18 protein-coding genes are annotated in these 25,028 nt (G+C 73.2%); 8 read left to right on the forward strand and 10 right to left on the reverse strand.

Annotation, left to right across the window (positions count from 1 at the left end; all coding sequences use genetic code 11):
- Positions 1-366 precede the first annotated feature (366 nt).
- The gene (locus ACFYMP_RS13300; RefSeq protein WP_388856013.1) at positions 367-2,280 is read left to right on the forward strand and encodes a 2-oxoacid:acceptor oxidoreductase subunit alpha; all 1,914 of its coding nucleotides are present in this window, start codon (positions 367-369) and stop codon (positions 2,278-2,280) included.
- On the forward strand, positions 2,273-3,322 hold the full coding sequence (locus ACFYMP_RS13305) for a 2-oxoacid:ferredoxin oxidoreductase subunit beta (protein ID WP_388855366.1): 1,050 nt from the start codon (positions 2,273-2,275) through the stop codon (positions 3,320-3,322). Before ACFYMP_RS13300 ends, ACFYMP_RS13305 begins: the two co-directional genes overlap by 8 nt.
- Positions 3,323-3,656: 334 nt before the next feature.
- Here the strand turns inward: ACFYMP_RS13305 and ACFYMP_RS13310 are convergent, their stop codons facing one another.
- Entirely contained in the window at positions 3,657-4,001 is a 345-nt protein-coding gene (locus ACFYMP_RS13310; protein WP_388856016.1) for a winged helix-turn-helix transcriptional regulator, read from the reverse strand.
- Between the two features lie 283 nt (positions 4,002-4,284).
- On the opposite strand from ACFYMP_RS13310, the gene ACFYMP_RS13315 reads away from it, so the two are divergent.
- The 3 genes from ACFYMP_RS13315 (at position 4,285) to ACFYMP_RS13325 (ending at position 7,085) form a co-directional block, all read left to right on the forward strand.
- Positions 4,285-5,151: an SDR family oxidoreductase gene (locus ACFYMP_RS13315; RefSeq protein ID WP_388855369.1), complete on the forward strand. Its 867-nt coding sequence runs from the start codon at positions 4,285-4,287 to the stop codon at positions 5,149-5,151.
- A 209-nt stretch (positions 5,152-5,360) separates the two neighbouring features.
- Positions 5,361-6,446 (forward strand): EamA family transporter RarD, encoded by a 1,086-nt coding sequence (gene rarD, locus ACFYMP_RS13320; RefSeq protein ID WP_388855372.1) that lies wholly within the window; start codon positions 5,361-5,363, stop codon positions 6,444-6,446.
- Positions 6,447-6,587: 141 nt separating this feature from the next.
- Positions 6,588-7,085 carry a VOC family protein gene (locus ACFYMP_RS13325; protein ID WP_388855375.1) on the forward strand — a complete coding sequence of 166 codons (498 nt, stop codon included), beginning with the start codon at positions 6,588-6,590 and terminating at the stop codon, positions 7,083-7,085.
- A gap of 159 nt (positions 7,086-7,244) precedes the next feature.
- Here ACFYMP_RS13325 and ACFYMP_RS13330 read toward each other — a convergent pair whose 3' ends face one another.
- From ACFYMP_RS13330 to ACFYMP_RS13345, 4 genes are all read right to left on the reverse strand, one after another.
- The gene (locus ACFYMP_RS13330) at positions 7,245-8,225 is read right to left on the reverse strand and encodes an ABC transporter permease (protein ID WP_388855378.1); all 981 of its coding nucleotides are present in this window, start codon (positions 8,223-8,225) and stop codon (positions 7,245-7,247) included.
- Entirely contained in the window at positions 8,212-9,276 is a 1,065-nt protein-coding gene (locus ACFYMP_RS13335; protein WP_388855381.1) for an ATP-binding cassette domain-containing protein, read from the reverse strand. Before ACFYMP_RS13335 ends, ACFYMP_RS13330 begins: the two co-directional genes overlap by 14 nt.
- Positions 9,277-9,413: 137 nt before the next feature.
- Positions 9,414-10,697, reverse strand: coding sequence for an outer membrane lipoprotein carrier protein LolA (locus ACFYMP_RS13340; protein ID WP_388855385.1), 1,284 nt, complete (start codon positions 10,695-10,697; stop codon positions 9,414-9,416).
- Between the two features lie 238 nt (positions 10,698-10,935).
- Positions 10,936-11,946, reverse strand: a complete 1,011-nt coding sequence (locus ACFYMP_RS13345) for a polyprenyl synthetase family protein (RefSeq protein WP_388855388.1) — start codon at positions 11,944-11,946, stop codon at positions 10,936-10,938.
- Between the two features lie 206 nt (positions 11,947-12,152).
- Here ACFYMP_RS13345 and ACFYMP_RS13350 point away from each other — a divergent pair, with 206 nt between their 5' ends.
- Entirely contained in the window at positions 12,153-13,670 is a 1,518-nt protein-coding gene (locus tag ACFYMP_RS13350) for a peptide MFS transporter (RefSeq protein ID WP_388855391.1), read from the forward strand.
- Positions 13,671-13,758: 88 nt separating this feature from the next.
- The gene (locus tag ACFYMP_RS13355) at positions 13,759-15,762 is read left to right on the forward strand and encodes a CocE/NonD family hydrolase (RefSeq protein WP_388855394.1); all 2,004 of its coding nucleotides are present in this window, start codon (positions 13,759-13,761) and stop codon (positions 15,760-15,762) included.
- 83 nt (positions 15,763-15,845) lie between these two features.
- On the opposite strand, the gene ACFYMP_RS13360 is transcribed toward ACFYMP_RS13355, so the two are convergent.
- Positions 15,846-16,655 carry an HAD family hydrolase gene (locus tag ACFYMP_RS13360; RefSeq protein WP_388855397.1) on the reverse strand — a complete coding sequence of 270 codons (810 nt, stop codon included), beginning with the start codon at positions 16,653-16,655 and terminating at the stop codon, positions 15,846-15,848.
- A 140-nt stretch (positions 16,656-16,795) separates the two neighbouring features.
- Between ACFYMP_RS13360 and ACFYMP_RS13365 the strand changes: the two genes are divergently transcribed.
- Positions 16,796-18,727 (forward strand): hypothetical protein, encoded by a 1,932-nt coding sequence (locus ACFYMP_RS13365; protein ID WP_388855400.1) that lies wholly within the window; start codon positions 16,796-16,798, stop codon positions 18,725-18,727.
- Between the two features lie 202 nt (positions 18,728-18,929).
- Here the strand turns inward: ACFYMP_RS13365 and ACFYMP_RS13370 are convergent, their stop codons facing one another.
- The 4 genes from ACFYMP_RS13370 to ACFYMP_RS13385 form a co-directional block, all read right to left on the reverse strand.
- Positions 18,930-19,397, reverse strand: a complete 468-nt coding sequence (locus tag ACFYMP_RS13370) for a hypothetical protein (protein WP_388856019.1) — start codon at positions 19,395-19,397, stop codon at positions 18,930-18,932.
- Positions 19,398-19,511: 114 nt separating this feature from the next.
- Complete coding sequence (gene recQ, locus ACFYMP_RS13375; RefSeq protein ID WP_388855403.1) at positions 19,512-21,626, reverse strand: DNA helicase RecQ; 2,115 nt, start codon at positions 21,624-21,626, stop codon at positions 19,512-19,514.
- Positions 21,627-21,810: 184 nt separating this feature from the next.
- Complete coding sequence (gene nuoN / locus ACFYMP_RS13380) at positions 21,811-23,460, reverse strand: NADH-quinone oxidoreductase subunit NuoN (protein ID WP_388855406.1); 1,650 nt, start codon at positions 23,458-23,460, stop codon at positions 21,811-21,813.
- Positions 23,457-25,028: an NADH-quinone oxidoreductase subunit M gene (locus tag ACFYMP_RS13385; protein WP_388855410.1), complete on the reverse strand. Its 1,572-nt coding sequence runs from the start codon at positions 25,026-25,028 to the stop codon at positions 23,457-23,459. Before ACFYMP_RS13385 ends, nuoN begins: the two co-directional genes overlap by 4 nt.

The raw sequence follows: 25,028 nt of genomic DNA on the forward strand, positions 1-25,028 counted from the left end.
GTCAATTGCGGGGAAAAGCGGAGGTAAAGCGAGAAAATGACCGGGAATCGGGGGAGGGTCAGCGGGTCCTCACGGGCAGACGGGCGGCGAAACGTGACGTTCGACAGATCTCTGTCCCCTTACCGACATCTCCACATGAGGTCCACGATATGACCTGTCCCGGGAAGGGCACCCTTACCGACGTAGGGTGTCTCTGGGACAACCGGTCCGCCGGCCCACCTATGCACCTGCCCTCGCCTCGGCGGGGAGACACACTGCCTCGACGGGAGGTCCAGTTCAGTGACCAGCCAGGTCAGTAGCCCAGCCGAGCAGTCCGACGGAGCAGTCGTCGAACCGCGGCACACCGTGCGGGACGCGGAGGGCACCGTGTCCGAGGACAACGCCGCAGCCCCCACCGGGGCCGTCGAAAGCGCCGGGGCCGCCGAGGGCAAGGAGGTCCGCAAGCTCGACCGGGTGATCATCCGGTTCGCGGGCGACTCCGGGGACGGCATGCAGCTCACCGGGGACCGTTTCACGTCGGAGACGGCTTCCTTCGGGAACGACCTGTCGACGCTGCCGAACTTCCCGGCCGAGATCCGCGCTCCCGCGGGAACCCTGCCCGGGGTCTCCTCGTTCCAGCTGCATTTCGCGGACCACGACATTCTCACTCCCGGGGACGCGCCGAATGTGCTGGTCGCGATGAACCCGGCGGCGCTGAAGGCGAATATCGCCGATGTGCCGCGCGGTGCGGAGATCATCGTGAACACCGACGAGTTCTCGAAGCGCGCGATGCAGAAGGTCGGCTACGCCGTCTCTCCGCTGGAGGACGGTTCCCTCGACGGCTACAGCGTCCACCCGGTGCCGTTGACGACGCTGACGGTGGAGGCGCTCAAGGACTTCGACCTGTCGCGCAAGGACGCGGGCCGCAGCAAGAACATGTTCGCGCTGGGGCTGCTGTCGTGGATGTACCACCGGCCGACCGAGGGCACCGAGAAGTTCCTGCGCGCGAAGTTCGCTAAGCGCCCGCAGATCGCCGAGGCGAACCTGGCGGCGTTCCGGGCGGGCTGGAACTTCGGGGAGACCACCGAGGACTTCGCCGTCTCCTACGAGGTCGATCCGGCCTCGGCCGCGTTCCCGACCGGCACCTACCGCAACATCTCCGGCAACCTGGCGCTGGCCTACGGCCTGATCGCGGCCTCGCACCAGGCGGACCTGCCGCTGTACCTGGGCTCGTACCCGATCACCCCGGCCTCCGACATCCTGCACGAGCTGTCGAAGCACAAGAACTTCGGCGTACGCACCTTCCAGGCCGAGGACGAGATCGCCGGTATCGGCGCCGCGCTCGGCGCGGCCTTCGGCGGGGCGCTCGCGGTGACGACGACCTCCGGTCCGGGCGTGGCGCTGAAGTCGGAGACGATCGGCCTCGCGGTGTCGCTGGAGCTGCCGCTGCTGATCGTGGACATCCAGCGCGGCGGCCCCTCCACCGGCCTGCCGACCAAGACCGAGCAGGCCGACCTGCTCCAGGCGATGTACGGCCGCAACGGCGAGGCGCCGGTCCCGGTCGTCGCGCCGCGCACCCCGGCGGACTGCTTCGACGCGGCGATCGACGCGGCCCGTATCGCGCTGGCCTACCGCACCCCGGTGTTCCTGCTGTCGGACGGCTACCTGGCCAACGGCTCCGAGCCGTGGCGCGTCCCGGAGACGGCGGAGCTGCCGGATCTGACGACCCCGTTCGCGACGACCCCGAACCACGAACTGGCGGACGGCACCGAGGTCTTCTGGCCCTACAAGCGGGACCCGAGGACGCTGGCGCGCCCGTGGGCGGTCCCCGGCACCCCGGGCCTTGAGCACCGTATCGGCGGCATCGAGAAGCAGGACGGCACGGGGAACATCTCGTACGACCCGGCCAACCACGAGTTCATGGTGCGCACCCGGCAGGCGAAGATCGACGGTGTCGAGGTCCCCGCCCTGGAGGTCGACGACCCGACCGGCGCGAGCACGCTCGTCCTGGGCTGGGGCTCGACGTACGGGCCGATCACGGCGGCGGTGCGCCGGCTGCGGGCGGACGGGGCGAAGATCGCGCAGGCCCATCTGCGCCACCTCAACCCGTTCCCCCGGAACCTGGGGCAGGTGCTGAAGGCGTACGACAAGGTCGTGGTGCCGGAGATGAACCTCGGTCAGCTCGCGCGGCTGCTGCGTGCGGAGTTCCTGGTCGACGCGTTGTCCTACACGCAGGTCAACGGAATGCCGTTCAAGGCGGAGCAGCTCGCCACCGTGCTGAAGGAGGTCATCGATGACTGAGGCGCTGTCCCTCGTGCCCAAGGCCGAGGCCACGCAGACGATGAAGGACTTCAAGTCCGACCAGGAGGTGCGCTGGTGTCCGGGCTGCGGGGACTACGCGGTCCTGGCCGCCGTGCAGGGCTTCATGCCCTCGCTCGGGCTGGCGAAGGAGAACATCGTCTTCGTCTCCGGCATCGGCTGCTCCTCCCGCTTCCCGTACTACATGAACACCTACGGGATGCACTCCATCCACGGCCGGGCGCCCGCCATCGCCACCGGCCTGGCGACCTCGCGCCGCGACCTGTCCGTCTGGGTCGTGACGGGTGACGGCGACGCGCTGTCGATCGGCGGCAATCACCTCATCCACGCGCTGCGCCGCAACGTGAACCTGAAGATCCTGCTGTTCAACAACCGGATCTACGGGCTGACCAAGGGGCAGTACTCGCCGACCTCCGAGGTCGGCAAGATCACCAAGTCGACGCCCATGGGCTCGCTGGACGCGCCGTTCAACCCGGTCTCCCTCGCGATCGGCGCCGAGGCGAGTTTCGTGGCGCGCACGGTGGACTCCGACCGTCAGCACCTGACGAGCGTGCTGAAGGCGGCGGCCGAGCACCCCGGGACCGCGCTGGTGGAGATCTACCAGAACTGCAACATCTTCAACGACGGCGCCTTCGAGGTCCTCAAGGACAAGCAGCAGGCCCAGGAGGCCGTGATCCGCCTGGAGCACGGGGAACAGATCCGCTTCGGCACCGACGGGGCGAAGGGCGTCGTACGCGACCGGGCCACCGGTGACCTGCGGGTCGTCGAGGTCACGGCGGAGAACGAGGCGGACCTGCTGGTGCACGACGCGCACCAGTCCTCGCCGACCACCGCCTTCGCGCTCTCCCGGCTCGCCGACCCCGACACCCTGCACCACACGCCCATCGGCGTCTTCCGCGACGTCGAGCGCCCGGTCTACGACACGCTCATGGCCGACCAGCTCGACGCCGCCGTCGAGCGGCACGGCAAGGGCGACCTCGGCCAGCTCCTCGCCGGCAACGACACCTGGACCGTCGCCGGCTGACCAGCGAGGCCGGACAGGTGTCGTGACAGGTGTCCGGCAGGCGACCGGACAGGTGACCGGACAGGGGGGAGGGGGCGCGCGGGGGGGGGCGGGGGCCCCGCGGCCCGGGCCCCGCCCCCCCCCGGGGGGGGGGGCGCCGGGGGGGGCCCCCCCCCCCCCCCCCCCGCGGCCCCCCCCCGGGCGGGGGCCCCCCGGGGGCCCCGCCCCCCCCCCGCGGCCCCCTTCCCGCTGCCCACGGTGGGCTCTTCGCCCGTGTTCCCCGCCCGCCGCCCCGTCCCGTGCTCCCCGCCCCCGGCCCCGTGGTCCCCGTGGCCCGTCGCGGGCGGGCGCCCGGTCAGACGCGGGCGCCGCGGGCCGCGTCGTACGTCCGGCGCGCGTCGAGTACGGTCCCGGTCCGCTGCTCCGTCCAGCGCGCGAGGCCCCACACCTGCTCGGCGGCCTCCCGGCCGAGGGGCGTGAGCGAGTACTCGACGTGCGGCGGGATGACGGGCTTGGCGTCGCGCAGGACGAAGCCGTCCCGCTCCAGGGCCTGAAGGGTCTGCGCGAGCATCTTCTCGCTGACGCCGCCGACCGTCCGGCGCAGCGCGCTGAAACGGTGGGTGCGGTCGAGGAGCGCGGCCAGGATCAGTACACCCCAGCGGCTCGTGACGTGCTCCAGGATTCCGCGCGAGGGGCACATGGCGCGGTTGACGTCGGGCCCGTCCGCGGCGACCCGGCCCAGGAAGCCCGCGATCTCGTCCCTCCCGGTCCGGGCGTCCCCGGCGTCCCCGGCGCGCCCGGCGTCCTCGTGCGCGCTTCCGGCTGCCTCGTACATCCCGGTCACCCCGCTCACCTCGTTACTTACCGCCATCCCAGTACCTTACTTCAAAGTGGGTACTTTCTTCTGGTTAGTGTGCTGGTTAGGCTGTCCCAGCGGAATCAATGGGACAAAACACCAAGCGAACGCCAGGAGAGAAGCACTCATGAGCATCGTCGTCACCGGCGCCACCGGTAATCTCGGCCGTCACGTCGTCGCCGGGCTGCTGGAGAAGGTCCCGGCCTCGCAGGTCGCCGCCGTCGTCCGTGACGAGGGCAAGGCCGCCGGCCTCGCCGAGCGGGGCGTCGAGCTGCGCGTCGCGGACTACAACCGCCCCGAGAGCCTCAAGGGCGTCTTCCACGCGGGCGACAAGGTCCTGCTGATCTCCGGCAGCGAGGTCGGCCGGCGGGCCGCGCAGCACCAGGCCGTGATCGACGCGGCGAAGGAGGCCGGGGTCGCGCTCCTCGCCTACACCGGAGTCCTCGGCGGCCCGGAGGCCGACCTGAAGCTCGCCGAGGAGCACAAGTACACCGAGCGGGCGATCCTCGACTCGGGTCTGCCGTACGTGTTCCTGCGCAACGGCTGGTACTCGGACGTCTACACGGACAACCTCGCGCGTCCGCTCGCCACCGGGAGCCTCGTCGGCAGCGCCGGTGAGGGCCGGGTCGCCTCCGCCTCCCGCAAGGACTACGCGGACGCCGCCGTCGCCGTACTGACCGGCACGGGCCACGAGAACAAGGCGTACGAGCTGCGCGGGGACGTGGCCTGGAGCCTGCCCGAGTACGCGGCGGAGGTCTCCCGCCAGTCGGGCAAGACGGTCACCTACTCCGACGTACCGCCCGAGCAGCTCGTCGACATCCTCAAGGGCGCCGGCCTGCCCGCTGAGCTGGCGGAGATCCTCGCCGACGCGGACGTCGCCCTGTCCCGGGGCGTCCTGGCGCGCGAGGGGGACGACCTGCGCCGCCTCATCGGCCGGCCGAGCACCCCGATCGCCGACTCCATCGCGGCCGCCCTCGCCGAGCTGGAGAAGTAGCCGGCAGGCCGGCCGCACACCCCGCCCCCGCCTCCCGCCGCGCCCCCGCGGCGGGAGGCGGGGGCGTCACAAGGGCCGGCCGCTCGCCGGGGACGGGCTGTCACGACCGTATGGCGATACGCGCATGACAGGCGGGCGCGGCGCCGCTACCTTCGGCGGGAGGGGGCCGGCCACGGCGGACCGTCCCCGCGAGCGAAGGAGGGGGCCCCGTGAGCGGGACGGCACCGGAGGCATCAGGGGAATCCAGGACGGGGCTGCTGTCCGGCGTCGCGGCCTACGTGATCTGGGGTCTGGTCCCGCTGTTCTGGCCGCTGCTGAAGCCGGCCGGGGCCGGGGAGATCCTGGCCCACCGCATGGTGTGGTCGCTCGCCGTGGTGGGCGTGGCCCTGCTCCTCGTACGGCGCTGGGCCTGGGCCGGGGAGCTGATACGGCAGCCGCGCAGGCTGGGCCTGGTGACGATCGCGGCGGCCGTGATCACGGTCAACTGGGGCGTCTACATCTGGGCGGTCAACGCGGGCCACGTCGTGGAGGCGTCCCTCGGATACTTCATCAACCCGCTGGTCAGCATCGCGCTGGGCGTCCTGCTGCTGAAGGAGCGGCTGCGCCCCGCGCAGTGGGTGGCGGTCGGGGTGGGGCTCGCGGCCGTCCTGGTGCTCGCGGTCGGGTACGGGCAGCCGCCGTGGATCTCGCTGGTGCTCGCGTTCTCCTTCGGCGCGTACGGGCTGGTGAAGAAGAAGGTCAATCTCGGCGGCGTCGAGTCGCTGGCGGCCGAGACGGCCGTCCAGTTCCTGCCCGCTCTCGGCTTTCTGCTGTGGCTGGGCGCGCGCGGCGAATCGACCTTCGGCGGGCACGGGGCGGGGCACGCGACGCTGCTGGCGGCGACCGGTGTCGTCACGGCGGTCCCGCTCGTGCTCTTCGGGGCGGCCGCGATCCGGGTCCCGCTGTCCGTGCTGGGGCTGCTCCAGTACCTCGCGCCGGTCTTCCAGTTCGCCCTGGGCATCCTCTACTTCCACGAGGAGATGCCCGCCGAGCGCTGGGCGGGCTTCGGCCTGGTCTGGGTCGCGCTGGCCCTGCTCACCTGGGACGCCCTGCGCACCGCGCGCCGGGGCCGCGTCCAGCTCCAGCGCCTCGCGGCCGCGGCCGCCCAGTCGCTCGACACGCCGGTCCCGCCCACGGCCGGGAAGAGGGCCGGGAAGACGACGGGGAAGAGGGCCGGGAAGGCGGTCCCGCCCGCGGAGGGCCCCGAGTCGCCCGCGGAGAGGACGGCTCCGCGCGCGGGCGGGCCCACGGCCTGAGACCCACCGGACGCCGGGCCCTCTCCCGGCCCGGGGCACCGCCGGGAACGGCCCGCTCCACTTGTGTGGAGGGCGAAAGCGGTGGCCGGGCCCCGCGCGGCTTCTTGCCCGTCTCCCCCGCACCCCGTACAACCGGCAGGCATGACGACACCTCGGACGGACAGCCAGGACCACGCGCGGCAGGCCGCGGCACCGGTGCACTGGAAGGTCGTGATCGACGCCGCCGATCCGCTCGCCCAGGCGGAGTTCTGGGGGGCGGCCCTCGGCTACGTGGTCGAGGACCACAGCACGCTGGTCGAGGGCCTGCTCGCCGCGGGCGCCCTGCCCGAGGAGCAGACGGTACGCGTACGCGGCCGCGCCGCCTTCCGGGACCTCGCCGCCGTACGCCACCCCGAGGACCCGGTCCAGGAGGGGACAGGGACGGGTCTCGGGCGCCGGCTGCTGTTCCAGCGGGTGCCCGAGCCGAAGCAGGGCAAGAACCGCCTCCACCTCGACCTGCACCCGGGGCCCGAGAAGCGCGAGGCGGAGGTCGTGCGGCTGACGGAGCTGGGCGCGGCCTTCGTACGCCGGGTCGAGGAGCCGCAGGGCACCCACGTCGTACTGCGGGACCCGGAGGGCAACGAGCTGTGCGTGGCCTGAGCCCGCCCCTCCCGGCCGGACCGTCCCCCCGGCCCGGCCGGGAGGTCCCGCCTTGCCGGCGACGTACCCCCCAGGTGGGCACGCCCCGCCCAGGTGGGCATGTACTCCCCAGGTGGGCCACGCCCCGCCCGGCGTCCCGCCCGGACGAGGGCGCCTCGCTCAGACGGTGACGTCCTTCGTCGTGAACCTCGCCCAGGCGGCCGAGCCGAGTACGGCCGCGTACAGGGCCTGGAGCCCGAGGTCGCGTCCGACGCCGTCCCACAGGACGGGTTCCCGCATGAGGTCGGCGAAGGACAGCCAGTAGTGCGAGAAGAAGTACGGCTGGAAGGCGGAGAGCTGCGGGATCGCGTCGAGGATCTGCACCGTGATCACGAGCCCCACGGTGGTGGCCATCGCCGCGATCCCGCTGTCGGTGAGCGTCGAGACGAACAGGCCCAGCGCCGCGACCCCCACCAGGGAGAGCGCCACGACGCACGCGATCAGCAGCGCGCGCCACAGCCCCTCGCCGAAGCCGATCCGGGTCCCGGAGATCGTGGTCAGCTCGCCCAGCGGGAACAGCGCGGCGCCGGTCGCGAGCGCGGAGACCGCCACGACCAGGGTCGCGACCAGGCAGAACGTGAGCACGGTCGCGTACTTGGTGAGCAGCAGCCGGGTCCGCCCGGCCGGGGCGACCAGCAGATAGCGCAGGGTCCCGGCGGACGCCTCCCCCGCGATCGCGTCCCCGGCGACGACCCCGACCGCCATCGGCAGGAACACGGGCAGGGTCGCGGCGAGCGCGGTGAAGACCAGGAACAGCCCGTTGTTGGTGATCTGCGCCATGAACGCGGGCCCGGCGCCCGCGGCCCGGCCGGCGTCGCCGGTCTCGACGCGCACCGCGACGCCGACGAGGACCGGGACGGCCGCCAGGACCGCGAGCAGCGCGAGGGTGCGCCGCCGCCGGAACGTCGTCCGCACCTCGTCGGCGAACAGCCCGAGGGTCCGCGACGGGTGCCGGGGCAACGGCCCGGGGGTCGCGGCGGACCCCACGGCAGCCGGGGCGGCCGGGGTGCCCGGAGGTTCCGAGGCCCCCGGGGAGGGAAGCGGGGGGCCCGCCGCGCCGCCCCCGCGCGGGGGGCGCGCCGCCGGCTCAGCCCGCGACATCGAAGCCCTCCCCGGTCAGCGCCACGAAGGTCTCCTCCAGGGAGACACGGGACTCACCGAAGCCCCTCACCCGTACCCCGGCGGCGACGAGGGCCGCGTTGAGGTCGGCGGGTTCGGCTCCGGCGGGCGGTTCGCCGGACACCCGGTCGCCCTCGGCCCGTACGTCCCTGACGCCCCGTGCGGTCAGGACGCGGACCGCGTCGGCCGCGTCGGGGGTGGTCACGGTGAGCCGGCCGCGGGCGGCGCCGAGCAGGTCCGCGACGGCGCCCTGGGCGAGCAGGCGGCCCCGGGACATGACGGCGACGTGCCCGCAGAGCTGCTCGATCTCGTCCAGCAGGTGCGAGGAGAGGAACACCGTCGTGCCGTCGGAGGCGAGTTCGCGTACGAGGCCGCGGATCTCGCGCATCCCCTGCGGGTCGAGTCCGTTGGTCGGCTCGTCGAGGACGAGGAGCGCCCGGGGCCGCAGCAGCGCGGACGCGAGCCCGAGCCGCTGCTTCATGCCGAGGGAGTACGCCCGTGCCCTGCGGCCGGCGACGGCGCCGAGCCCGACCCGGTCGAGCGCCGCGACCACCCGTTCCTCGCGGGTGCGGGGATCGGTGGTGGGATCGGCCGCGTCGAAGCGCCGCAGGTTGTCGCGGCCGGACAGGAAGCCGTACAGCGCGGGCCCCTCGATGAGCGCGCCGACGCGCGGCAGGACGGAACGGGCCGCGCCCGGCATCTCCTCGCCGAGGACACGGGCCGTGCCCGCGGTCGGCTCGACAAGGCCCAGGAGCATCCGGATGGTCGTGGTCTTGCCCGAGCCGTTGGGCCCGAGGAAGCCGAAGACGGTGCCGGCCGGGACCCGCAGGTCGAGCCCGTCGACGGCGAGCCGCCCGTCCCGGAACCGCTTGGTGAGCCCGGCCGTCTCGATGACCGGGCCGGACCTCGCGCCGGCCCCGGCCCCGGCGGCCGGACCGGCGGCCCCGGACGGGTCCGGGGCACCGGTCCGGGACGGGAGACGTGCTCCCGCGGCCCGCGCCGCCCGCCCGGCCGTCTCCCAGGTGCGCACCACCAGATACCCGCTCCCGTCCCGTCCGCTTCCGCGCGTTCCGCGTGTCCTGCGTGTCCTGCGCGTTCCGCGCCTCGTCCTTCTGTGCGCGCTTCTGTGCGCGTTCCGCGCGTCGTCCTTCTGGCTGGGGCCGGCCTCGCCTACTTGGCCGACTCGGCCGCCCTGACCAGCGCGTCCTTGTCGACCGCTCCGGCGTAGACCTTGCCGTCGTCCGTGATCAGGGCGTTCACGAGGCGCGTCGAGAAGACCGTGCCGGTGCCGAAGGAGCCCTTGACCTGCTTGCCGAGGCTGTCGAGGAGCTGTCCGGCCTCGGGCGGCACCTCTCCGGAGCCGGAATCCGGCAGTCCCTGACCGCCGGGGAGCGAGAGTTCGGCGATCGCTCCCCAGCCCTTGCCGATCACCTTGACGCCCTCGGGCCCGGCCTCGTTCCCCGGCGCGCGCTTCCCGGGCGCGGGGGCGCCGAGGCTGTCGCCCTCGGTGACCTTGGCGCCCTTGGGCGGGCTGAAGTCGAAGGCCGAGGCGGCGGGCTTCGCGAAGTCCACCTTCGTGAAACCGGCGTTGACGACGGGCTTGCCGCCGCCGACCGCGTTGAGCGTGAACCTCAGCGGCGTCCCGGTCTTCGCGTCGACCGCGATCCGCGCGGACTCGATCGTGGAACCGGACTGCCTGGGCCGTACCAGGAGCTGGTAGGTGTCCCGGCCGGCGACGCGCGCCGTACCGTCCACGCTCACCGAGGTCGTGTCGTCGACGGCCTTCAGGGTCTGCTCGGCCAGCTCCTCCGGCGTGGTCGGCAGCCCCTTGGGCAGGCCCCCGGCGTGCTCGTCGGCGCTCCCGCCGCGCTGACCGGCACCATGCTCCGGTACGGCGAGGCGCACGGCCTGGTTGCTGCCGCTGTCGTAGGCCCACGCCTCGTCACCGTTGTGCACGAGGCTGTACTCGGCGGCGTCCTCCAGGAGGGAGAGCTTCTGCCGCTCGGGGCCGTCCACCGCGATCCGCAGCGTGTGCGTGCCGCTCGCCAGCCCGGCCAGCTTCGCCCGCGGATCGGCCGGGGACGATCCGCTCCCGGAGCCGCCGGGGACGACCGGGGCGCCGCCGCCCAGCCCGCCCAGGCCGGGCAGTCCGAGGTCGGTGCTGATCTTGAAGGTTCCCGAGAGCTGGTCGGTGTCGGCGGACGCGATCTTCTCGACCAGCTCCCGCGCGGTGACGGCGGGAAGGTCGGGGTCGCCGCTGTCGGCGAGCGCCGGGACCAGTCCGACGGTGAGCGCCGCGACCCCGGCGACCGCCGCGGGAACGGCGTACCGGGCGGCCTTGCGGCGCCTCACCGGCCTGGTCCGGTCACCGGACCCGGGGCCCGCGCCGGTCCGGGTGGTGGACTCGTTCTCCGGGCCGGACGTCGAGCCGGAATCGGATGCGTACGGTTCCATGTGTGCCTACCTCCGTGGTCGGCGGCGGTTCGTGCGCTCTCACCCACTCCTCGCCGCCATTCTCACCCGAACTGGTCAGGAGTGGTGGTATCCATACGACCAAATCGAAGCCGTCGAATCGTCAGCCCCGGGGAGCACACGCGCGTACTGCGCGGGGATGACCCGGGCCCGTCCTCAGGTCGCGTACCCCGGCACGGCGCCGCGCGCACCCCGTAGGGGGTGTCCGCGCGGCGCGGGGTCAGCCGGCGCGGTGCACCACGGCGTCGCACAGTTCGAGCAGGGCCGTCTTGGCGTGGCCCTCGGGCAGCGGGAGCAGGCTGGCGCGCGCGTCCTCGGCGTAGCGGACGGTGTCCTTGCGGGCCTGTTCGAGCGCGGGGTGCGCGCGCAGGCGGGTCAGCGCCTCGGTGAGCCGGGCGTCCTCGCTGAGGTCGGAGTCGAGCAGCGCGCACAGCTCGACGTCCTCGGGCAGGCCGAGCCGCGCGGCCCGCTCCCGCAGCCGCAGCACGGGGAGGGTGGCGATGCCCTCGCGCAGGTCGGTGCCGGGGGTCTTGCCGGACTCGTGGCTGTCGGAGGCGATGTCGAGGACGTCGTCGGCGAGCTGGAAGGCGACGCCGAGCCGCTCCCCGTACTGGGCGAGGACCTGGACGGTGGCCTCCTCGGCGCCCGACATGAGGGCGCCGAAGTGGGTGGCGGCGGCGACCAGCGAACCGGTCTTGCCGCCGAGCACGTCGAGGTAGTGGTCGACCGGGTCCCGGCCGTCGCGCGGCCCGGCGGTCTCCAGGATCTGCCCGGTGACGAGCCGTTCGAACGCCTCGGCCTGGATACGGACCGCCTCGGGGCCGAGGTCGGCGAGGATCTGGGAGGCCCGGGAGAAGAGGAAGTCGCCGGTGAGGACGGCGACGGAGTTGCCCCAGCGGGTGTTGGCGCTGTCCACGCCGCGCCGCACCTCGGCCTCGTCCATCACGTCGTCGTGGTAGAGCGTCGCGAGATGGGTCAGCTCCACGACCACGGCGGAGGGCACGACGCCGGGAGCCTCCGGGTCCCCGAACTGCGCCGCGAGCATCACCAGCAACGGGCGGAACCGTTTACCCCCGGCCCGCACCAGATGCTGGGCGGCCTCGGTGATGAAGGACACACCACTTTTGGTGGCCTCCAGGAGGCCCTCCTCGACAGCCGTCAACCCGGCCTGGACATCGGCTTCGAGAGCCTGGTCCCGCACGCTCAGCCCGAACGGCCCGACGACGGTCACGAGGGGTTCTCCTGTCTGCTGACGATCACACGGTGTGTCGATGTGTCGCTCCTGCCACTCATGGCAGCGTATCCGGTCCCCTTTCGATCACAGAGAGCGCCTGCCCGACCAGGGCGGGCGGTATGCGATCGGCGCCGGTATGTTCGGGATCAGCTCATACGAGCGGAAAGAGTCCCGAACAGCACCGAAGCATTGGGAGTGCCAGTTTGCCCCCCGTACCGTCGGAAAGCGGTGCCGCGCCCGCCTCGCCCGACCCCTCGCCGCCGCCCGGCGACGACCGGGCGTTCTTCGGGCAGCCACGCGGCCTGCTGACCCTGTCCGGCCTGGAGGTCTGGGAACGGTTCTCGTTCCTCGGCATGCAGGCCATCCTCGTCCTCTACTTCGCGGACACCGCGGGCAACGGCGGCCTGGGGCTGAGCGAGGGGTCGGCCGCCTCCGTGTCGGCCGCCTACGGGACGATGGTCTACCTCGTCTCCGTGGCGGGCGGCTGGCTCGCCGACCGCATCCTCGGCTCGTACCGGGCCGTGCTGTGGGGCGGCGTCCTCATCGCGCTCGGCCACTACGCCATGTCGGTCCCCTCGGCCGCGACGACCTGGACGGGGCTCGGGCTGATCAGCGCGGGCACCGGGCTGCTCAAGCCCAACGTCGCCACGATGGTCGGCAAGCTGTACAGCACCCGGGACGAGCGCAGGGACGCCGGTTTCGCCCTGTACTACATGGGCATCAACATCGGCGCGTTCCTCGGGCCGCTGATCACCGCGTGGCTCGGCGACCACGAGGGCTGGCACTGGGGTTTCTCGGCGGCGGCCGTCGGGATGACGCTCGGCCTCCTCCAGTACGTACTGGGCCGCGGGCACCTCGCCGGGCGCAAGGCGCGCGCCGAGTACGAGCTGCCGCCGCCCGCGATGCGCCGGGCGGTCCTGCTGATCGTGGTGGGCCTGGTCGTGGTCGCGGCGCTCGCCGTGGGCCTCGCGCTCGCGGGCTGGCTGACCCTGGACCGCTTCGTGGACGCGCTCACGCTGATCTCGGTGCTCGCCCCCGTCGCCTACTTCGCCGTCATGTTCCGCAGCCCCCGGGTGAGCGCGGAGGAACGCGGCCGGCTGCGCCCGTACATCGTGCTGTTCCTCGCCTCGGTCTTCTTCAACTTCATCCTGTTCCAGGCGTACACGACGATGATCCTGCTGGCCTCGACCAACGCCCGCACGGAGATCCTCGGCTTCCACTTCCCCGCGGGCTGGTACACCTCGGCCCTGGGCGCCTTCGAGGTCGCGCTCGCGCCCGTGGTCGCGGCGGCCTGGACGCGGATGGGCACGCGGCAGCCGCACGCCTCCAACAAGATCGCCCTCGGGGTGGTCCTCGGCGGGCTCTCCTTCCTCCTGATGGTCCTGCCCACCTCGGGGCACAGCGGCGACGACTACCTGATGGGCGCCTGGTGGATCGTCGGCTCCTACCTGCTGCTGGGGCTCGGCGACATCCTGCTGGAGACCTCGGGACTGTCGGCGAGCAGCAAGCTCGCCCCGAGGGCCTTCGCGAGCCAGACCATGGCCCTGTGGTTCCTCTCGCTGGCGATGGCCAACGGCATCCAGGCGCAGACCGTGAAGCTCTACGAAACCGTCTCCCACCCCGCCTACTTCGGCCTCAACGGCGCGATCGCCGTCGCCGCCGGCCTCGCCGTCCTCGCCGCCGCCCCCTGGCTGCGCCGCACCATGCACCCCGTGCACTGACCCGCCCCGTGCGCGGCGCCCCCCGCCGCCCCGCACGCCGGCCGACCGACCGACCCAGCACCCCCCCCACAGTTCATCGAGGCCCCCCATGCACACCCCGAGAATCCGCACGGAATACCCCTACGGGACGAACCGCGAGGACGTGCGCATCCCGCTGCCCGACGGGACCCTCCTGTACGCCCGGATCTGGCGGCCGGTCACCGACCGGCCCGTACCCGCCCTGCTGGAGTACCTGCCCTACCGGCTCTCCGACTGGACCGCGCCCCGCGACTGGCAGCGCCACCCCTGGTACGCGGGCCACGGCTACGCCTCCGTACGGGTCGACGTGCGCGGCCACGGCAACAGCCAGGGGCTGCCCGGCGACGAGTACGACGCGCAGGAGCTGGCCGACGGGGTCGCGGTCGTCGAATGGCTCGCCGCCCAGCCCTGGTGCACCGGCAAGGTCGGCATGTTCGGGATCTCCTGGGGCGGCTTCAACTCGCTCCAGATCGCGGCGCTCGCCCCCGAGGCGCTCAAGGCGGTCGTGACCGTCTGCTCGGCCGACGACCGCTACGACAACGACGTGCACTACATGGGCGGCTCGGTACTCGCCGTCGACATGCACGCGTGGGCCGCGACCATGCTCGCGTTCGTCTCCCGGCCCCCGGACCCCGAGTACGTCGGCGAGGACTGGCGGCGGATGTGGCGCACCCGGATGGAGGGCGTCGAGCCCTTCATCCACACCTGGCTCGACCACCAGACCCGCGACGACTACTGGCGCCACGGCAGCGTGTGCGAGGACTACTCGGCGATCGGCGCCGCCGTCCTCGCGGTGGGCGGCTGGCACGACCCGTACCGGGACACCGTGCTGCGCCTGGTCGAGCACCTGCCGGACGACCGGGTGCGCGGCATCATCGGCCCGTGGTCCCACCAGTACCCGGACCGCGGTCTGCCGCCCGGCCCCGCGATCGGCTTCCTCCAGGAGACCCTGCGCTGGTGGGACCACCACCTCAAGGGCGAGGACACCGGGGTGATGGAGGAACCGCTGCTGCGCTCCTGGATCAGCGACTCGCATCCGCCCGCCACCGTGTACGAGGAGATGCCGGGCCGCTGGGTCGGCGACCCCGCCTGGCCCTCCCCCCACGTCACGCCGGTGGCCTACGGCTTCCAGGGCGCGCCGGTGACCATCCGTTCGGCCCAGCACACCGGGGTCGACGCGGGCCGCTTCTTCCCCTTCGGCAACGACGGCGACCTGCCGCCCGACCAGCGCGCGGAGGACGCCCAGTCCGGCTGCTTCGACTTCGAGGTGCGCCAGGGCTTCCAGATCCTCGGCCGCCCCCGGGTACGGCTGCGGATCACCTGCCCGGTGCCGCGCGGACAGGTCGTGGCGCGGCTGTGCGACGTCGCGCCCGACGGCGCCTCGACCCTCGTGACGCGCGGCGTGCTCAACCTGAGCGCGCGGGGCGGCCGGGACCACGTCGAGGAGTGGCCGGCCGGGTCCACGGGCGACGTCGAGTTCGAGCTGAACGGCATCGGGCACGCCTTCCGGCCCGGCCACCGCGTACGGCTGTCGGTCTCCTCCGCGTACTGGCCGTGGATCTGGCCGCAGCCGGGCTCCGAGGCCGGGTTCACGCTCGACCCCGAGGGCAGCTCGCTGGAGCTCCCGGTGCGCGCCGCCACGCGGGACGGCGTCGCCTTCGAGGCCCCGGAGCAGTCCGCGCCGCTGGACGTCGTGTACCCGGCGACCCTCGACGAGGAGCCGCGGCCCGAACGTCTCGTCGTACGGGACGTCGCGGCCGGCACCTGGCGGCTGGAGGTCGACCCGCGCTACGGCGGCACGCGCGTCTACCCGGACGGCCTGGAGTTCACGGAGGACGCGCGGGAGACGTACACGATCACCGACGGCGACCCGCTGAGCGCGCGTACCCGCTCCGACTGGACGATCCGCCTGCGCCGCCCCGACCGGGAGTGGGACGTGAGCGTGCGGACCCGCTCGGAGATCCGCTGCGAGGCCGACGACTTCCTCACCACCGACGAGGTCGTGTGCGAGGACACCGAGGGGATCGTCTTCCACCGCACATGGGAGCGGAGGATTCCGCGTACGGCGGGCTGAGCCGCGCCTCGCCCGATCGGGTGAGGCGGGGTGACGCGCGCGTGTGACGCGGGGGCCGGGCCGGACGGGCCCGGCCCCTCCTCCTACGGGAACAGCCGCTCCAGGACGGCGGCGACCCCGTCCTCCTCGTTGGACAGCGTGATCTCGTCGGCGACGGCGAGCAGTTCGGGGTGCGCGTTCGCCATCGCCACGCCTCGGCCGGCCCAGCCGAACATGGGGACGTCGTTCGGCATGTCCCCGAAGGCGAGGGTGTCGGCGCCGCCCAGCCCGAGCCGGTCGGCGACCCGCTCCAGGCCGTACGCCTTGGACAGTCCCGTCGGTTGCAGCTCGACCGCCCCGGGGCCCGCCATGACCACGTTGACAAGGTCTCCGAGGACGGAACGGGCGAGGGTCGCGAGTTCGTCCTCGGTCGTTCCCGGGTGCATGAGCAGCACCTTGCTGATGGGCCGTACCCACAGCGCCGAGCGCTCCCGCACCCGTACGGAGGGCAGCGTCGGGGGCGGGGTGACGAAGCCGGGCTCCATGAGCATGAGGCCGTCGACGCCGTCCTGGTTCACACCCGCGAACACCTGGCCCAGCTCGGCCTCGATCTTGCCGAGGGCGACTTCGGCGAGCGAGCGGTCCATCCGCACGGAGTGCAGCAGGCTGCCGGTCCGCGCGTCGTAGACCTGGGCGCCCTGCGCGCACACCGCGAGCCCGCGGTAGCCGAGGCCGTGCAGCACGGGCCGCACCTGCGGGGCGGGTCTACCGGTCACGACGACGTGGTGCGCCCCGGCTGCGGCGACCCGCCTCAGGGCGGACCGGGTGCGCTCCGTCACGGTGTCCCGCTGATCCCGCAGGAGGGTGCCGTCCAGATCGGTGGCGACGAGGGAGTAAGGGGACGGTGCGGCCATGTCGCACAGGATAAGGAGGCGGGAGCCGGGGCGGGAGAGCCGTGCGCGAATAGGCCCCTGGCATGACCGCCTCAAAGTGGAGGGAGATGTTCCGTTCGCTCCCCGAACGCGTTGTCGGTGGCGCCTGTCACTATCTGTGCATGACGACGCATCACGGGGGACACACGCGGGGCGGACTCGCCCCGGGCGGCCTGGGCTGGCGGGGGTTCCTGGAGCGCTGGAACGCCGAATGGCTGGCCGTGACCGCCCCGGAGGACCGGGAGCGGGCCCTGCCAGGGGGCGGGACCTGGCTGGGGTACGCCCCGGCCGGCGCGGAGCGGATCGCCGCGCTGGAGCGGCGGATCGGGCTGCCGCTGCCCGCCTCCCTGCGCGGTTACCTGGAGGTGTCGGACGGCTGGCGCGAGGCGGGCGTCTTCGTCTCGCGGCTGAGCGGGGCCGACGGGGTGGAGTGGTACGGCGACCCGTACGACCAGGTCGGGGGCTGGGCGGACCTGCTGCCCGAGGAGCCGTCCGAGCGGGAGCTGCTGGAGCACGGGATGTGGGGCCGTTCCTGGCAACTGGCCCTGGAGTCCGACGCGACGGAGGTGCTGCTCGACCCGGGCGACCCGGGGCCGGACGGCGAATGGCCGGTGTACGTGTGGGCGAGCTGGCAGGACGGCCCGGAGCGCCACGCCTCCTTCGGGCGGTTCATGGAGGAGATGTACCGCGAGTTCCACCGGATGCGGGTCGCGAAGAGCGGGGTCGAAACGGAGACGACGCGCCGCCTGGACGCCTCGGTGGCCGAGGCCGTGCGCCTGGCCCGCGCGGGCGAGGTGGACGGGCCGCTCGCGAGGCTGCGGGAGGCCGCCGCGTTCGGGCGTCCGGGGGCGCCGCAGGCGTGTGCGCAGATGGAGGGCCTGCTGTCCGGCCGGCCGGGCCCCGGCGTCCACTCCGCCGCGCCGGGCGTGCGGGAGTTCGCCCTCACGGCCGCCTCCTACTTCGAGGGGCGGCCCGGCGCCTCGGCACAGGACGCCGCGTTCCTGACGAGCCGGTTGCCGGAGTCCGGGCGGGAGCAGGGCCTGGCCGTGCTCGCCTCCGTCGCCGAGGGCGTCTACGCGTACGAGGAGCCGGGCGCCTTCGGTGCCGCCCTGGAGGAGGCGCGGGCGCTCGCCGCGCGGGGCCGTACGCGGCAGGCGTGGCGGGCGCTGCTCGCGGCGGTGCCCGCGTGGGTCCCGGCCGAGCCGTACGATGTCGCGCCCTCGGGTCTGCTCGCGGACTCGCTGCTGTGCCCGCTGCTCGGCGGGGAGCGGGGCCGCGCCCTGCTGGCCACGCCCAGGGGCGGTCTGCCGGTCCGCCCCGGCCCGGACACGGAGCGGGACGATCTCGACTGGCTCGGGAGGCGCGGCGACCAGAGTGTCCGCTTCGTGCTCGTGGAGGGGCTTCCGGTGGAGGAGCTGGGCCGCCGGCTCCTGGAGCCGGGCCCGCCCGGGGCGCCGCGCACGGAGGGGTACGACGAGGACGACGTCCCGCCCGCCCCGCGCGCACCGGGCCCGCCCACGACGCTGCGGGACACGTGGGCTCTGCGCCACACCTACCAGAGCCCGGTGTTCCGGCTCGGCGAGTGCGCGAACGGCTGGAGCTTCGCCTACGAGGAGAACCCCACCGGCTCCCCGCTCACCGGCCCCGAGGACTACGGGGACCTCCCGGCCGCGCTCTCGGCCGGCGCCCGCGCCCTCGTGGTCTGGTCGCAGGGGCAGCGGCGCGGGTACGTCGTCCGCCACTTCGTGGACGGGAGGGAGACGTACGCGCTCGGTTCACGGCCCCTGCCCGGCGAGGGCCCCGCGACGCTGGACGTGCGGGGCGGGATACCGGAGGGACTGGCGGCGGACCCGGACCTGCCCGCCGTCCTCGCGGCGCTCTCCCGGCTGTACGGGGTGGGCCTGCCGGAGGACGCCCTGGTCCGCGGCCGGCTGCCGGTCGTGGTCTCCCGTTCCTGGCGCAGGCCACCGAGAGCGGGCGAGCACCGGGCCGTGCTCCGGTTCGTACCCGCCCGTTCCCCGCGGGGCCATCCGGCTGGGGAGGAGGGCGGGTGAGAGCGGGGACGCGGGGCGCTGGGGACGCGCGGGGACGCGGGACGGTGGGGACGCGGGGCGGTGAGGACGCGCGGGCCGGTGGGGACGCGCGGGGACGCGGGACGCGGGGGCCGGTGGTGCGCTGGGGCGGTGGGCGAGCCGTGCGGACCGGTCCCGCGCGCCTCGGGCGCTCGGCGCGACGTGGACCTCGACCTCAGCTCGATCACCCGCTCCCCGGGCCGCCAGGGCTGAGGTCCGGCGCCTGGGGCGGCTCCGCGAGGAGAACGACGCGGTCGGCCTCGACGTCGAAGCCGAGCACGGGACGGCCCGGGTCGCCCTCAGGGCCCATCAGCACCGGCCGGCCCACGTGCCGCCCGATGTCCCGCAGGAAGCCGCAGAACAGGTCGAACCGCTTCTGTCCCCGCACCTCCCGCAGGTCGACGTCGAAGTCGATCTCGTCCTCGGAGTGGAAGCGGAAGATCGCCAGCATCCCGGCGGCCGGCCGGACCCGCAGGGTCGCGGGCTCCCCGTCCGCCGGGGGCGACAGGGCCACCTCCGCCCGGGGCACCGGCAGCACGGTCTCGCCCTCCTGGTACCGGCAGGCCCAGCCCTTCGCCCGGACGAGGTCGAGGAGAGCCTGCCAGTCCGCCACCGAGGCGCCGGGGACACGGACGTCCGGCAGCGTCCCCATCAGGTCCGGATCGAAGAAGGGGCTCACGTCGTCCCACAGGAGGGCAGGCGCACCGCCTTCTGCCGCCGGGTCCACCGCCCCTGCCTCCCGCCGGTCCGGCCGCCGCCCGCTCCCTCAGCCTTCCCCTTCTCCCTCTCCCGGGGCGGCCCCCGCCGCCACCGCCTCCGTCAGCGCCTCGATCACTCCCTCGCCGTAGGTCGCGCGCTTCTTCTCGCCGACTCCGGTGATGCCCGCGAGGTCGGCCACGGAGGCCGGGCGGCTCTGGACGATCTCGCGCAGGGTCGCGTCGTGGAAGACGACGTACGCGGGGACGCCCTGTTCCTTCGCCTGGGCCGCGCGCCAGGTGCGCAGCGCCTCGAACAGGGGGAGGTCGGCCTCGGGCAGGTCCACCGGGGGCTTCTTCGCCGTGCGGCCCTCGCCCCGGCTGCCCGAACGGGACGCTCCGGCCGGTTTCTCAGGTTCCTTGCGCAGCGGCACCTCGCGCTCGCGGCGCAGGACGGCACCGCCCTCCCCGGTCATCGCGAGGGTGCTGTACTCGCCCTCGACCGTCAGGAGCCGCTGGGCCAGCAACTGCCGCAGTACGCCGCGCCACTCGGCCTCGGTGAGGTCGTCTCCGATGCCGAAGACGGAGAGCTGGTCGTGGTCGAAGCGGATGACCTTCGCGGTCCTGCGGCCGAGCAGGATGTCGATGACCTGTCCGCTGCCGAAGCTCTGGTTGCGCTCCCGCTTGAGGCGGACGACGGTCGACAGGACCTTCTGCGCGGCCACCGTGCCGTCCCAGGTGTCGGGCTCGGTCAGGCAGTTGTCGCAGTTGCCGCACTTCTCACCGGTCGGCTCCTGGCCGAAGTAGGCCAGCAGCTGGGCGCGCCGGCACTGCACCGTCTCGCACAGCGCGAGCATCGCGTCGAGGTGGGCGCCGGCCCGCCTGCGGTGCGCCTCGTCGCCCTCGCCGCCCTGGAGCATCTTGCGCTGCTGGACGACGTCCTGGAGGCCGTAGGCGAGCCAGGCCGTGGAGGGCCGGCCGTCGCGTCCGGCGCGGCCCGTCTCCTGGTAGTAGCCCTCGACGGACTTCGGGAGGTCGAGGTGGGCGACGAAGCGCACGTCGGGCTTGTCGATGCCCATGCCGAAGGCGATCGTGGCGCACACCACGAGGCCCTCCTCGCGCAGGAACCTGGCCTGGTTACGGGCGCGCGTGGCCCCGTCGAGACCCGCGTGGTACGGGACGGCCTCGATGCCGTGCGAGCTGAGGAACTCGGCGGTCTTCTCGACGCCGTTGCGCGAGAGGCAGTACACGATGCCCGCGTCGCCCTGGTGCTCCTCCTTGAGGAAGGCGAGGAGCTGTTTGCGGGGGTCGTTCTTCGGGACGATGCGGTACTGGATGTTGGGGCGGTCGAAGCTGGCCTCGAAGTGCTTGGCCCGCGGCATGCCGAGCCGCTCGGTGATCTCGCGGTGCGTGGCGCGGGTCGCGGTCGCGGTGAGCGCGACGCGGGGCACCTCGGGCCAGCGCTCGCCGAGGACGGACAGGGCGAGGTAGTCGGGCCGGAAGTCGTGGCCCCACTGGGAGACGCAGTGGGCCTCGTCGATCGCGAACAGCGAGATCGTGCCGCGCGCGAGCAGGTCCGTGGTCGCGGGCACCCGCAGCCGCTCGGGGGCGAGGTAGAGCAGGTCGAGTTCCCCGGCGAGGAACTCGGCCTCGACGGTCCTGCGCTCGTCGAGGTCGAGCGTGGAGTTGATGAAGCCCGCGCGGACGCCGAGCGCGCGCAGGGCGTCCACCTGATCCTGCATGAGGGCGATGAGCGGGGAGATCACGACGCCGGTGCCAGGGCGGACGAGGGCCGGGATCTGGTAGCACAGGGACTTGCCGCCGCCGGTCGGCATGAGGACGAGCGCGTCCCCGCCGCCGACGAGCGTGTCGATGATCGCCTCCTGCTCGCCGCGGAAGGAGTCGTAGCCGAAGACGCGGTGCAGCGTCTCGGCCGCGCCGCCCTGCGAGGGGCGCACCCCGCCGACGACGCGGCGGCGCGCCGCGGGCAGGGCCGCGGGATCGGCCGCGCCGCCGGACGGCGCGACACCCGGCCCGGCCGGCGCGATCCCGGCCTCGGCGTCCTCCTCGAAGGCCTCGGGCACGCTGTCCCAGCCGCCCCACAGATCGGGGGACTCCTCTTCGGGGGCGGCCGTGTGCGTCCCGGCGGCCTCGTCGCTCTCGGTCAAACCAGTGGCCTCGTTCATCGCTCTGTCCCCCGGTGCCTTCATGTCCTGTCCCCCGCAACGATAGGGCGCGGCGGCGACAGGACGTCGAGTTGTCCACAGGCCCGGGGGAAACCGCAGGTCAGGGTGGGCGCACACAGGAGTGTGGCCCGTCAGCCCCACAGGTAGGGGAGGGTGACGGGCCACACGGCACGGCGGCCGGGGATCAGCGCGCGAACACGCCCGCCTGTCCCGCGAGGTCGAGGAAGTACTGCGGCGCGACGCCCAGCACGACCGTCACGGCCACCCCGAGCCCGATGGCGGTCATGGTCAGCGGCGAGGGGACCGCGACGGTCGGCCCGTCCGGCTGCGGCTCGCTGAAGAACATGAGCACGATGACCCGGATGTAGAAGAAGGCCGCGACCGCGGAGGACAGCACGCCGACCACGACGAGCGGGGCCGCCCCGCCGTCCGCCGCGGCCTTGAACACCGCGAACTTCCCGGAGAACCCGCTGGTCAGCGGGATACCGGCGAAGGCCAGCAGGAAGACCGCGAAGACGGCGGCGACCAGCGGGGAGCGCCTCCCGAGCCCCGCCCACTTCGACAGGTGGGTGGCCTCGCCGCCCGCGTCGCGCACCAGCGTGACGACGGCGAAGGCGCCGATGGTCACGAAGGAGTAGCCGCCGAGGTAGAAGAGGACGGAGGAGACACCGTCCGGGGTGGTCGCGATGACACCGGCCAGGATGAACCCGGCGTGCGCGATCGAGGAGTACGCGAGGAGCCGCTTGATGTCGGTCTGGGTGATCGCGACGATCGCCCCGCCGAGCATCGTGATGATCGCGACGCCCCACATGACCGGCCGCCAGTCCCAGCGCAGCCCCGGCAGCACGACGTACAGCAGCCGCAGCAGCGCGCCGAACGCGGCGACCTTCGTGGCGGCGGCCATGAAGCCCGTCACCGGGGTGGGGGCGCCCTGGTACACGTCGGGCGTCCACATGTGGAAGGGGACGGCGCCCACCTTGAACAGCAGGCCCATGACGACGAGGGCGCCGCCGACCAGGAGCAGCGCGTCGTTGCCCATGGTGTCGGCGAGGGCCGGGTCGATGGTCGTGACGTCGCCCTCCACGACCCGGGCGATCTGCGCGTAGGACATGGAGCCCGCGTAGCCGTAGATCAGGGCGATGCCGAACAGCAGGAAGGCCGAGGAGAACGCGCCGAGCAGGAAGTACTTGACGGCGGCCTCCTGCGACAGGAGCCGCTTGCGGCGCGCGAGCGCGCACAGCAGGTACAGCGGGAGGGAGAGCACCTCCAGGGCGACGAACAGGGTCAGCAGGTCGTTGGCCGCGGGGAAGACGAGCATCCCGGCGATCGCGAACATCACCAGCGGGAAGACCTCGGTGGTGGTGAACCCGGCCTTCACGGCGTTCTGTTCGGCCTCCGAGCCGGGTACGGCGCTGCCCTGCGCGGCGAAGGAGTCGACGCGCTTGCCGTGGGCGACGGGGTCGAGGCGCCGCTCGGCGAAGGTGAACACCCCGACCAGTCCGGCGAGGACGATGGTGCCCTGGAGGAACAGGGCCGGACCGTCGACGGCGACCGCGCCCATCGCGGCGATGTGCGCCTTCGTCGTGCCGTAACCGTTCGCGGCGAGCAGGACGACGGAGACGAAGGCCGCGACCAGGCCCGCGGCGGCGAGCACCACCTGCGTGAGGTAGCGGCCCCGGCGGGGCACGAACGCCTCGGCGAGAACGCCGAGGATCGCGACGCCGAGGACGATCAGGACCGGGGAGATCTGCGCGTACTCGATGTGCGGCGCGTCGATCCTGCCGATCGGCTCGGCCGCGGTTGTCCACAGGCTGTGGACGGCTGTTGCGCTCACTTGGCCGCCTCCACCTCGGGTCGGGGGTCCTTCTTGTGTACGTCGGACATGGTCTGCTTGACCGCGGGATTGACGACGTCGGTCAGCGGCTTCGGGTAGACGCCCAGGAAGACGAGCAGCGCGATCAGCGGGACGACGACGGCCAGTTCACGCACCCTGAGGTCGGGCATCGCGGAGACCTCGGGCTTGACCGGGCCGGTCATGGTGCGCTGGTAGAGCACCAGGACGTAGAGCGCGGCGAGCACGATGCCGAGGGTGGCGACGATGCCGAGCGCCGGGTAGCGGCTGAAGGTGCCGACCAGGACCAGGAACTCGCTGACGAACGGGGCGAGTCCGGGCAGCGACAGGGTCGCGAGGCCGCCGATCAGGAAGGTCCCGGCGAGGACCGGGGCGACTTTCTGCACCCCGCCGTAGTCGGCGATGAGCCGCGAGCCGCGCCGCGAGATCAGGAAGCCGGCCACGAGCATCAGCGCGGCCGTCGAGATCCCGTGGTTGACCATGTAGAGGGTCGCCCCCGACTGGCCCTGCGAGGTCATCGCGAAGATGCCCAGGACGATGAAGCCGAAGTGGGAGATCGAGGCGTAGGCGACGAGGCGTTTGATGTCGCGCTGGCCGACGGCGAGCAGCGCCCCGTACAGGATGCTGATGACGGCGAGCACCAGGACGACCGGGGTCGCCCACTTGCTGGCCTCCGGGAAGAGCTGGAGGCAGTAGCGCAGCATCGCGAAGGTGCCGACCTTGTCGACCACGGCGGTGATCAGGACGGCGACCGGGGTGGTCGCCTCGCCCATCGCGTTGGGCAGCCAGGTGTGCAGCGGCCACAGCGGGGCCTTGACGGCGAAGGCGAGGAAGAAGCCGAGGAAGAGCCAGCGTTCCGTCGAACTCGCCATGTCCAGCGTGCCGTTCGCGCGGGCCCGCGCGATCTCGTCGAGCGAGAAACTGCCCGCGACGACGTACAGCCCGATCACCGCGGCGAGCATGATCAGCCCGCCCGCGAGGTTGTAGAGCAGGAACTTGACGGCCGCGTAGGAGCGCTGGGTCGCGGCCTCCTTCTCGCCGTGGGCGCCCGCCCGGTCCCCGAAGCCGCCGATGAGGAAGTACATCGGGATGAGCATGGCTTCGAAGAACAGGTAGAAGAGGAAGACGTCGGTGGCCTCGAAGGACAGCACGACCATCGCCTCGACCAGGAGGATCAGCGCGAAGAAGCCCTGGGTGGGGCGCCACCGGCTGCTGTTGGTCTCCAGGGGGTCCGCGTCGTGCCAGCCGGCGAGGATCACGAAGGGCACGAGCAGCGCGGTGAGCGCGATGAGGGCGACACCGATCCCGTCGACGCCCAGTTCGTAGCGCACCCCGAAGTCGGCGATCCACGCGTGGGACTCGGTGAGCTGGTACCGGTCGCCGCCCGGTTCGAAGCGGGCCAGGACCACCATGGCCAGCACGAGGGTGGCGGCCGAGAAGGCCAGGGCGAGCCATTTGGCCGCCGTGCGCCGGGCGGCGGGGACCGCCGCGGTGAGCACGGCGCCCACCGCGGGCAGGGCCGCCGTCACGGTCAGCAGAGGGAAGGACAT

The sequence above is a fragment of the Streptomyces sp. NPDC007088 genome (assembly GCF_042869355.1).
Classification (GTDB): domain Bacteria; phylum Actinomycetota; class Actinomycetes; order Streptomycetales; family Streptomycetaceae; genus Streptomyces.

Bases quoted from the DNA above. Each gene is read 5' to 3' on its own strand.
- ACFYMP_RS13305 (WP_388855366.1), top strand. From the start codon at position 2,273: ATGACTGAGGCGCTGTCCCTCGTGCCCAAGGCCGAGGCCACGCAGACG.
- ACFYMP_RS13310 (WP_388856016.1), bottom strand. From the start codon at position 4,001: ATGTGCCCCTCGCGCGGAATCCTGGAGCACGTCACGAGCCGCTGGGGT.
- ACFYMP_RS13315 (WP_388855369.1), top strand. From the start codon at position 4,285: ATGAGCATCGTCGTCACCGGCGCCACCGGTAATCTCGGCCGTCACGTC.
- ACFYMP_RS13325 (WP_388855375.1), top strand. From the start codon at position 6,588: ATGACGACACCTCGGACGGACAGCCAGGACCACGCGCGGCAGGCCGCG.
- ACFYMP_RS13330 (WP_388855378.1), bottom strand. From the start codon at position 8,225: ATGTCGCGGGCTGAGCCGGCGGCGCGCCCCCCGCGCGGGGGCGGCGCG.
- ACFYMP_RS13340 (WP_388855385.1), bottom strand. From the start codon at position 10,697: ATGGAACCGTACGCATCCGATTCCGGCTCGACGTCCGGCCCGGAGAAC.
- ACFYMP_RS13355 (WP_388855394.1), top strand. From the start codon at position 13,759: ATGCACACCCCGAGAATCCGCACGGAATACCCCTACGGGACGAACCGC.
- ACFYMP_RS13360 (WP_388855397.1), bottom strand. From the start codon at position 16,655: ATGGCCGCACCGTCCCCTTACTCCCTCGTCGCCACCGATCTGGACGGC.
- ACFYMP_RS13365 (WP_388855400.1), top strand. From the start codon at position 16,796: ATGACGACGCATCACGGGGGACACACGCGGGGCGGACTCGCCCCGGGC.
- ACFYMP_RS13370 (WP_388856019.1), bottom strand. From the start codon at position 19,397: ATGGGGACGCTGCCGGACGTCCGTGTCCCCGGCGCCTCGGTGGCGGAC.
- recQ (WP_388855403.1), bottom strand. From the start codon at position 21,626: ATGAACGAGGCCACTGGTTTGACCGAGAGCGACGAGGCCGCCGGGACG.
- ACFYMP_RS13385 (WP_388855410.1), bottom strand. From the start codon at position 25,028: ATGTCCTTCCCTCTGCTGACCGTGACGGCGGCCCTGCCCGCGGTGGGC.